General features: G+C 69.5%; 10 protein-coding genes. 5 read left to right on the top strand and 5 right to left on the bottom strand.

What is annotated here, in order from left to right:
• Window positions 1-783: OmpA family protein (locus tag ACIY1X_RS21915; RefSeq protein WP_399684692.1), on the top strand; the 783-nt coding region annotated here is incomplete at its 5' end.
• Window positions 784-855: 72 nt separating this feature from the next.
• On the opposite strand, the gene ACIY1X_RS21920 is transcribed toward ACIY1X_RS21915, so the two are convergent.
• From ACIY1X_RS21920 to ACIY1X_RS21940, 5 genes are all read right to left on the bottom strand, one after another.
• The gene (locus tag ACIY1X_RS21920; RefSeq protein WP_399684694.1) at window positions 856-1,047 is read right to left on the bottom strand and encodes a hypothetical protein; all 192 of its coding nucleotides are present in this window, start codon (window positions 1,045-1,047) and stop codon (window positions 856-858) included.
• Window positions 1,048-1,186: 139 nt separating this feature from the next.
• On the bottom strand, window positions 1,187-2,401 hold the full coding sequence (locus ACIY1X_RS21925) for a branched-chain amino acid ABC transporter substrate-binding protein (RefSeq protein WP_038217021.1): 1,215 nt from the start codon (window positions 2,399-2,401) through the stop codon (window positions 1,187-1,189).
• A 123-nt stretch (window positions 2,402-2,524) separates the two neighbouring features.
• Window positions 2,525-2,935 carry a hypothetical protein gene (locus tag ACIY1X_RS21930; RefSeq protein WP_399684696.1) on the bottom strand — a complete coding sequence of 137 codons (411 nt, stop codon included), beginning with the start codon at window positions 2,933-2,935 and terminating at the stop codon, window positions 2,525-2,527.
• 11 nt (window positions 2,936-2,946) lie between these two features.
• Window positions 2,947-3,384 carry a DNA polymerase III subunit chi gene (locus ACIY1X_RS21935; RefSeq protein ID WP_399684698.1) on the bottom strand — a complete coding sequence of 146 codons (438 nt, stop codon included), beginning with the start codon at window positions 3,382-3,384 and terminating at the stop codon, window positions 2,947-2,949.
• Window positions 3,381-4,880, bottom strand: coding sequence for a leucyl aminopeptidase (locus tag ACIY1X_RS21940; RefSeq protein WP_399684700.1), 1,500 nt, complete (start codon window positions 4,878-4,880; stop codon window positions 3,381-3,383). The genes ACIY1X_RS21935 and ACIY1X_RS21940 overlap by 4 nt, the downstream gene beginning before the upstream one ends.
• Before the next feature lie 22 nt (window positions 4,881-4,902).
• Between ACIY1X_RS21940 and lptF the strand changes: the two genes are divergently transcribed.
• The 4 genes from lptF to ACIY1X_RS21960 are packed head-to-tail and all read left to right on the top strand — an operon-like array spanning window position 4,903 to window position 8,477.
• Complete coding sequence (gene lptF, locus ACIY1X_RS21945) at window positions 4,903-5,997, top strand: LPS export ABC transporter permease LptF (RefSeq protein ID WP_038217033.1); 1,095 nt, start codon at window positions 4,903-4,905, stop codon at window positions 5,995-5,997.
• The gene (gene lptG / locus ACIY1X_RS21950; RefSeq protein WP_399684704.1) at window positions 5,994-7,100 is read left to right on the top strand and encodes an LPS export ABC transporter permease LptG; all 1,107 of its coding nucleotides are present in this window, start codon (window positions 5,994-5,996) and stop codon (window positions 7,098-7,100) included. The genes lptF and lptG overlap by 4 nt, the downstream gene beginning before the upstream one ends.
• Complete coding sequence (locus ACIY1X_RS21955; protein ID WP_399684707.1) at window positions 7,100-7,492, top strand: sirohydrochlorin chelatase; 393 nt, start codon at window positions 7,100-7,102, stop codon at window positions 7,490-7,492. The genes lptG and ACIY1X_RS21955 overlap by 1 nt, the downstream gene beginning before the upstream one ends.
• 43 nt (window positions 7,493-7,535) lie before the next feature.
• Window positions 7,536-8,477: a CysB family HTH-type transcriptional regulator gene (locus ACIY1X_RS21960; RefSeq protein WP_038217039.1), complete on the top strand. Its 942-nt coding sequence runs from the start codon at window positions 7,536-7,538 to the stop codon at window positions 8,475-8,477.
• Window positions 8,478-8,490: the final 13 nt, after the last annotated feature.

Below are 8,490 nucleotides of genomic sequence, written 5' to 3' on the forward strand. Positions count from 1 at the left end.
CTCGCCCTGGCGCTGACGGACCTCAAGAGCGGCACCGTCATCGCCCAGGCGGCCGCGCGCATCAGCGACGACAAGCTGGACACGCGCCCCACCGCCTTCTATCGCGACAGCCCGGTCAACCCCAAGGACCGAGCCACCGAAGGCTACATCCGCACCAGCGAGACGCCCGCTGGGCAGCCCGCGGATGCGCTCTACCTGGAGCGGCTGTCCACCTCGGCCGTGCTGCAGGAAGCCATCGCCGCCTACGAGGAAGGCCGCTGGCAGGATGCGCTGGCGCGCTACGAGGCGGCAGCGCGCCGCCGCGACGGGCAGCAGTTGCGCGTCTACAGCGGCTTGTACCTGACGCAGATGCAACTGGGTCGTGCCGCCGATGCCGAGGCCAGCTTCGGCAAGCTGGCGCGGCTGGGGCTGGAGACCAACAGCCTCAGCGTCAAGTTCCTGTTCCGGCCCGGCTCCACGGAGTTCCTGGGCGATCCCAAGATCAGCGGCATCTACCCCATGTGGCTGCGCCAGATCGCCCGCCAGGCGACGCAAACCGAGTCCTGCGTGGTCGTGACCGGCCACACCAGCCGCACCGGCTCCGAAGAGGTGAACGAGCGCCTGTCGCTGCAGCGGGCGCAGGCCGTGAAGGCGCGCCTGGCGGCCGAGACGCCGGCCCTGTCGAGGAAGCTGCGCGAGGCGGGCAAGGGCTTCCACGAGAACATCGTGGGCACCGGCACCGACGACGCCAGCGATGCGCTGGACCGGCGCGTGGAGTTCAAGGTCGTGCCCTGCGAGGCGTGAGCTGCCCGCACGGGCCCATGAATGACAAAAGCCCCGCTCGGCGGGGCTTTTTTCATGCATGCGTCGCTTCGGTCAGATCAGCGTGTGCACCACATCGTCCTCGGCCAGTTCGCGCGGCACGCCCGTCAGGCGGGGCGCGGCACAAGACACGGCCACCGCCAGCAGCACCAGGGCCAGGCACCCGAACAGCACCTCGATGCCGAACAGGCTCACCAGCGCGATCGACAACACCGGGCCGGCCAGGAGTGCGAGGGTTCTGATCATGGTGGCAGAGATGCAAACAAATGGATACAGGTAGCTTAGGGCCTGCCATCCTGGCCGGCAATCCATCCAAAGTACTCATGCCAAGAAAAAGGGGCCCCGAGGGCCCCTTTTTTCACGCTTTTGCAACAACCGCAGAGGATCAGCGGACCACGGCGATCTGCGTGCGCTGGCCGCCCTTGTAGGTGTACAGCGTCAGGGCGCCGTTCTTGATGTCGCCCTTCTCGTCGAAGGTGATCGGGCCGGTCACGCCCTTGTAGTTGGTCTTGCCGACTTCCGGCAGGTACTTCTCGGGGTCGGCCGAGCCGGCACGCACCATGGAATCGGCCAGCACCTGCACCGCGTCGTAGACGTACGGCGCATAGATCTGCACGTCGACGCCGTTCTTGGCCTTGAAGTCGGCCTTGAACTTCTCCAGCGGCTCCTTGAACTCGCCGTCCACACCGCCGGCCTCGGCGCAGTAGACCATCTCCTCGCCGACCGCGTCGCCGGCCAGCTTGGCCAACTCGCCCGTGCACAGGCCGTCGCCGCCCATGAACTTGACGTTCAGGCCCAGTTGCTTGACCTGCTTGAGCATGGGGCCGCCCACCGCGTCCATCCCGCCGAAGAACAGGATGTCGGGCTTGGCGCCCTTGAGCTTGGTCAGGATGGCGTTGAAGTCGGTCGACTTGTCGGTGGTGAACTCGTGGCCCACGATGGTGGCGCCGGCAGCCTTGGCGGCCTTCTCGAACTCCTCGGCGACGCCCTGGCCGTAGGCCGTGCGGTCGTCGATCACGGCGATGTTCTTGCCCTTGAGCGTCTCGACGGCGTAACGGCCGAGGGTGCCGCCCAGCTGGGTGTCGTCAGCCACGACGCGGAAGGTCGTCTTGAAGCCCTGGCGGGTGTACTTCGGGTTGGTCGCCGAAGGCGAGATCTGCGGGACGCCGGCGTCGCTGTAGATCTTGGAGGCCGGGATGGTGGTGCCGGAGTTCAGGTGGCCGACCACGCCGTTCACCTTCTCGTCCATCAGCTTCTGCGCGACGGCCGTGCCCTGCTTCGGGTCGGCAGCGTCGTCCTCGGCCACCAGTTCGAACTTGGCGACCTTGTCGCCGATCTTGACCTGCTTGGCGTTGAGGTCGTCGATCGCCATCTTGGCGCCGAGTTCGTTGTCCTTGCCCAGGTGGGCGATGGGGCCGCTGGTCGGGCCGACGTGACCGATCTTCACCACCAGCGTTTCGCCGGCGGGCGGAGGCGCGGCCGGGGCAGGCGCTGCTGCAGTGGGTGCGGCGGCCGGAGCGGGCGCAGCCGCCTCTTCCTTCTTGCCGCAAGCCACGACAGAGAGTGCAGCCAGGGCGACCGCAGTCCATTTCAATTGCATGGGAACCTCCAGGTATGAGGAATAGGTGTTGATGAATCGGTCGTTCGACCCGGGCCTTCGCTCAGCACATTCCGCGCCAGCCCGGCGGTGGACCCGCGGCGCAGTTTAGCCCAGCGCAGAGCGTCAAGAACGCGTCTGGGACTCGGTGTTTCCCGGGAGTTCGCGGGCCAGCGCCTCGATCACCAGCGCCCGCAAAACGGCCTCGATCTCGCCGCGAAGCTGCGGCACCATGGCGTCGAGCTGGCGCTGCACCGCCGCCGAGACGACCTCGGTCAGCCGCTCCTCCAGCGAGAGGTCGATCCGCTGCAGCACGCGGTGCAGGAGTTCCTCTTCGAGCCGGAAGGCATCGGCATCGTCCAGCGCGACCATCGACGCCGGCGCGGCGGTTTCAACGGGAGCGGATGCCGGTTCGGCCGGGGGCGGCGGCGGCGCTTCCTGCTGCACCGCGGGCGGCGCATCGTCCGGCCGCTGCGGGTCCACCACGGCCGTCAGCGTGGGCACGAAGCGCGGGGGAACGCGGGCCGGGCCGTCCATCGATGGATGTCTCAGCGACGGGCGCCGACGTCGTGGCGCGTGATGGCGTAGCCGCGGTCGGCATAGTGGCGCCAGCGCAGGCGGCCGGCGCGGCGCTCGTCCTCGTCCTCGCCGACCAAGTCGATCAGGCGTTCGAAGCGCTCGAAGCCGTCGGGCAGCTCCACGCCGAGGTTCACGATGATTTCGCGGTGCGGCGGCGAGGCCGCGTGCCGCGCCGGCCACATGACGACGGGCGTGCGGGCCAACATCCACCCGGGCACGTCGTGGCGGCAGTGCGGCACGAATTCGGCGGGCGCGATGCCCCAGAGCGCCGCATCCAGCGCATCGAGCTGCGCCGCGTCGCCGACCACCACCACGCGCGCACCCGCCGCCACCGCCGCCTTGCGCAGCAGCCGGCAGGCATGGTGCAGCTTGTCCGCCGCGTTGTAGTGGACGTCGATCTCGGTCATGCGGCAGCGCCGCGGCTGCGGCGCGAAGCCTTGCGCGCGGCCGGCGCCGCGCCCTCGGCGCGGTCCAGCAGGTAGCGCAGCAGCAGCCCGACGGGACGCCCCGTCGCGCCCTTGGCCGCCCCGCTCTTCCAGGCGGTGCCGGCGATGTCCAGGTGCGCCCAGGGCGCTTCGCCGGCGAAGCGCTGCAGGAACTTGGCGGCGGTGATGGCGCCGCCGGCGCGGCCGGCGACGTTCGCGACGTCGGCGAAGGAGGTCTTCAGGCCCTCGGCGTACTCGTCGTCCAGCGGCATGCGCCAGCAGCGGTCCTGCGCGGCCTCGCCGGCGGCGGCCAGGGCGCCGGCCAGGCCGTCGTCGGTGGCGAACAGGCCGCTGCGCACGCCGCCCAGCGCGATCACGCAGGCGCCGGTGAGCGTGGCGATGTCGACCACGGCGGCCGGATCGAAGCGGGCCGCATAGGCCAGCGCATCGCACAGGATGAGGCGGCCTTCGGCATCGGTGTTGAGCACCTCGATGGTCTGGCCGCTCATGCTGGTGACGACGTCGCCGGGCTTGAGCGCGCGGCCGTCGTTCATGTTCTCGCAGGTGGGGATGAGGCCGACGACGTTGACGGCGGGCTGCAGCTCGCCCAGCGCGCGGAACACGCCCAGCACCGAGGCGGCGCCGCACATGTCGAACTTCATCTCGTCCATCTCGGCCGCGGGCTTGAGCGACACGCCGCCGGTGTCGAAGGTGATGCCCTTGCCCACCAGCACCTGCGGCGCGTCGGCCTTGCCCGCGCCCTGGTAGCGCAGCACGATGAAGCGCAGCGGCTCGGCCGAGCCCTGCGCCACGGCCATGAAGGCGCCCATCTTCAGCGCGGCGACCTCCTTCGGGCCCAGCACCTCGCACTTGACCCGCGGCGCCTTGGCCAGCGAGCGCGCGGCTTCGGCCAGCATCGTCGGCGTGCAGTGGTTGCCGGGCCGGTTGCCCCATTCCTTGGCGAATTCCACGCCGCGCACCGCGGCCACCGCCTCGGCCAGCGCAGCCTTGCAGGCGCTCGCCTGCGCCACGCCCAGGACCACCTGGCGCAGGGCGCGCGGCTCCGCCTTCGACTTGGTGTGGGTGTAGACGTAGCTCGCATCCGCCAGCGCGACGACCGCGGCCTGCAGCGCCGCCGGCACCACCCCGCCGGACCACACCAGCACCACGCGCTTGGGGTTGGCCGCCCTGATCTGCTGCCAGGCGGCCAGCACCGCGCTGCGCGCGGCCGTGGCGGCGGGTCCGTCGCCCAGGCTCGACAGCACCACGCGCGCCGCGGCGATGCCCTGCGGGCGATAGAGCATCAGGCACTTGCCGGCCTTGTCGGGCAGGTCGCCGGCCTTGCGCGCCGCGCCGATCAGGCCGCCGAGCGCGCCCGGGGCCTGCTCCCCATCGCCTGGCGACACCAGCACGATCAGCGCATCCGCCTTTTCGGACGCCGCCTGGGCCAGGCCGAGGGTCTTGAGTTGAAAGTCCATAATCTTCGTTTTTCCCTCGACGATGTTATTCCATTCCTCATTACGCAAGGAGCTGTCGCGCAGCTTCGGCGCGACCTTGGTGGTGCTGGTCACGATCGTCATGACGATCATCCTGATCCGCACGCTGGGCCTGGCCTCCAAGGGCAGCGTGAACCCCTCCGAGGTGTTCCTGATCATGGCCTACACCGTGGTCGGCTACATGCCCACGATCCTCAGCCTGGCCCTGTTCATCGCCATCGTCGGCACGCTCTCGCGCATGTACCGCGACAGCGAGATGGTGATCTGGCTGTCCAGCGGGCGCGGGCTGGCCGACTTCGTCGCGCCGCTGTTCCAGTTCGCCTGGCCGGTGCTGCTGCTGATCGCCGCGCTGGCCTTCGTCGGCTGGCCCTGGGCCAACCTGCAGACGCAGGGCATGCGCGACCAGTACGAGCGGCGCGGCGACATCGATCGCGTCACGCCCGGGCAGTTCCAGGAGTCCTCCGGGCGCAACCGGGTGTTCTTCGTCGACAAGGACACGGCCGACGGCACGACTGCCTCCAACGTGTTCATCTCCTCCATCGAGCGCGGCCTGCAGATCGTCACCACCGCCCGCAGCGGCCGGGTGGAGGACATCGACAAGGGCCGCTACCTCGTGCTCAGGGACGGCCAGCGCCTGGAGCGCCGCCTGGACAACACCGGGCTGAAGGTCAGCGAGTTCGCCAGCTACGGCGCCAAGGTGGGCAGCGACGCGCCCACCTCCGCCGACCAGACGCCCCCGCGGGCGCGCTCCACGCTGGCGCTGCTGGCCGAGCCGACCGACCCGAACCGCGGCGAGCTGGGCTGGCGCATCGGCATGGTGCTGGCCGCGGTCAACTTCGTGCTGCTCGCGCTGGTGGTCTCGGGCGTCAATCCACGCGTGGGGCGCAGCGGCAACCTGGTGTTCGCGCTGTTCGCCTTCGTCGTCTACTACAACCTGCTGAACCTGGGCAACAGCTGGATCAGCAGCGGCCGCCACGGCCTGGGCACCTTCCTGACGGTGCTGCACGGCGGCGCGCTGCTGCTGACGCTGCTGTGGCTGGCCAAGCGGCACAACAACTGGGGCCGCCGCGCCCGCTCCACCCGCCTGCCCCTGCGATGAAGACCATCCGCCGCCTGATCTACGTCGAGGTGCTGCGCGCCGTGGCCTTCGTGAGCCTGGGCTTCCTGTGCCTGTTCTTCTTCTTCGACTTCGTCGACGAGCTGCAGGCCATCTCCAGGCAGCGCGTGTTCGGCTACGGCGTGCCGCAGGCGCTGCTGTACGTATCGCTGCTGGTGCCCAGCCACCTGTACGAGCTGCTGCCCATCACGGTGCTGATCGGCACCATCTTCGTGATGGCGCGCTTCGCGCAGAGCTCCGAGTACACCATCCTGCGCACCAGCGGCCTGGGGCCCTGGCGCGCGCTGCGCACGCTGCTGATGCTGGGCCTGGGCTTCGTGCTGCTCACCTTCGCCGTCGGCGACTACCTGGCGCCGGCCTCGGACCGGGCTGCGCAACTGCTCAAGACGCGCTACCAGGGCACCTGGGCCATGACGGGCAACACCGGCGCCTGGCTGCGCGAGAGGCAGGGCGAGATGAGCTATGCCGTCAACGTGGCGTCGATGGAGCGCGACGGCACGCTCAAGAACGTGCGCATCTTCGCCTTCGACGGGCGCGGCTTCGTCGCCTCGCAGACCACCTCGCTGCTCGCGCGCATCGGCGACGGCCGCTGGACGCTCTACGGCGTGGAGCAGGAGACCTACGACACGGCCGACGCCAACCAGGCGCACGTCGAGCGCAGCACGCAGCCCGAACTGCAGTGGCCCAGCACGCTGACCAACGACATGGTCTCGGTCGCCCTGCTGCGCCCCGACCGCATGAGCACCATCGACCTGTTCGAGTACACGCGCCACCTCGACGCCAACGGGCAGACCACCCAGCGCTACGCGATCGAGTTCTGGCGCAAGGTGTTCTACCCGCTGTCCTGCCTGGTGATGGTGGTGCTGGCCCTGCCTTTCGCCTACCTGCACTTCCGCCAGAGCGGCATCACCAGCTACGTGTTCGGCGGCGTGATGATCGGCATTAGCTTCTTCCTGCTGAACAACGTGTTCGGCTACATCGGCAACCTGCGCGAGTGGTGGCCCTGGCTCACTGCCGCGGCGCCGGGGATGATCTATTCGGTGCTCTCGCTGGGCGCCTTCGGCTGGCTGGTGCTGAGGCGGTGATGGACGGCCGGCGGGGCGTCGTGCTGTTCGCGCACGGCTCGCGCGATGCGCGCTGGCGCGAGCCGGTGGAGGCGGTGGCGCGGCGCGTGGCCGAGCTGGACCCGGCCGCCGCGGTGCGCTGCGCCTACCTGGAGCTGGCCGCGCCCGATCTGCCCCAGGCCACCGCCGAGCTGGCCGCCGCCGGCGTGCGCACGGTGCGCGTGGTGCCGCTCTTCCTCGGCATCGGCCGGCACCTGCGCGAGGACCTGCCCCGCCTGATGGACGAACTGCGCCGCGCCTGGCCCGGCATCGCGTTCACCCTGGCGCCGGCGGTGGGCGAATCGCCCGCCCTCGTCGACCTGATGGCCCGGTTGGCGCTGCAGGAAAACCACAGCGACCCGCACATCCCTTAGACACAGAAGGCATAATGATTTCCGTGGTAATTCTGAAATCAATATGAACCTTCATCAGTTCAAGTTCGTCCAGGAGGCCGTCCGGCGCAACCTGAACCTCACCGAGGCGGCCAAGGCGCTGCACACCTCGCAGCCCGGCGTGTCCAAGGCCATCATCGAGCTGGAGGAGGAACTGGGCGTCGAGATCTTCGCGCGCCACGGCAAGCGCCTCAAGCGCATCACCGAGCCCGGCCAGCACGTGGTCGCCAGCATCGAGCTGATCATGCGCGAGATCGGCAACCTGCGCCGCATCGGCGAGCAGTTCAGCGCCCAGGACAGCGGCACCCTGTCCATCGCCACCACCCACACGCAGGCGCGCTACGTGCTGCCGGTGCCGGTGGTCAAGCTGCGCGAGGCCTACCCCAAGGTCAACGTGAGCCTGCACCAGGGCTCGCCCGACCAGGTGGCGCGCATGGTGATCGACGAGATCGCCGAGATCGGCATCGCCACCGAGTCGCTGGACGCGTATCCCGAACTGGTCACCCTGCCCTGCTACGAGTGGCAGCACGTGCTGGTGCTGCCCAAGGGCCACCGGCTGGCCGACAAGGAGCGCGTCACGCTGGAGGACCTGGCGGCCGAGCCGATCATCACCTACCACCCCTCCTTCACCGGCCGCACGCGCATCGACCATGCCTTCGCGCAGAAGAAGCTCGCGCCGCGCATCGCGCTGGAGGCGATCGACTCCGATGTGATCAAGACCTACGTGCGGCTCGGCCTGGGCGTGGGCATCGTGGCCGAGATGGCCGTGCAGGGCGAGGCCGACAGCGACCTGGTGGTGCGCCCGATGGGCCAGGTGATCGGCCAGAACGTGGCGCGCGTGGCCTTCAAGCGCGGCGCCTACCTGCGCAACTTCGTCTTCAGGTTCGCCGAACTGCTGTCGGACCGCCTGGACCGCAACCTGATCGCCAAGGCCCTGTCCGGCCACCGCGACGACTACGATCTTTGACCACCCCCGTTTC

This window comes from Xenophilus sp., assembly GCF_044462705.1.
In the GTDB taxonomy this organism is placed as follows: Bacteria; Pseudomonadota; Gammaproteobacteria; order Burkholderiales; family Burkholderiaceae_C; genus Xenophilus; species Xenophilus azovorans.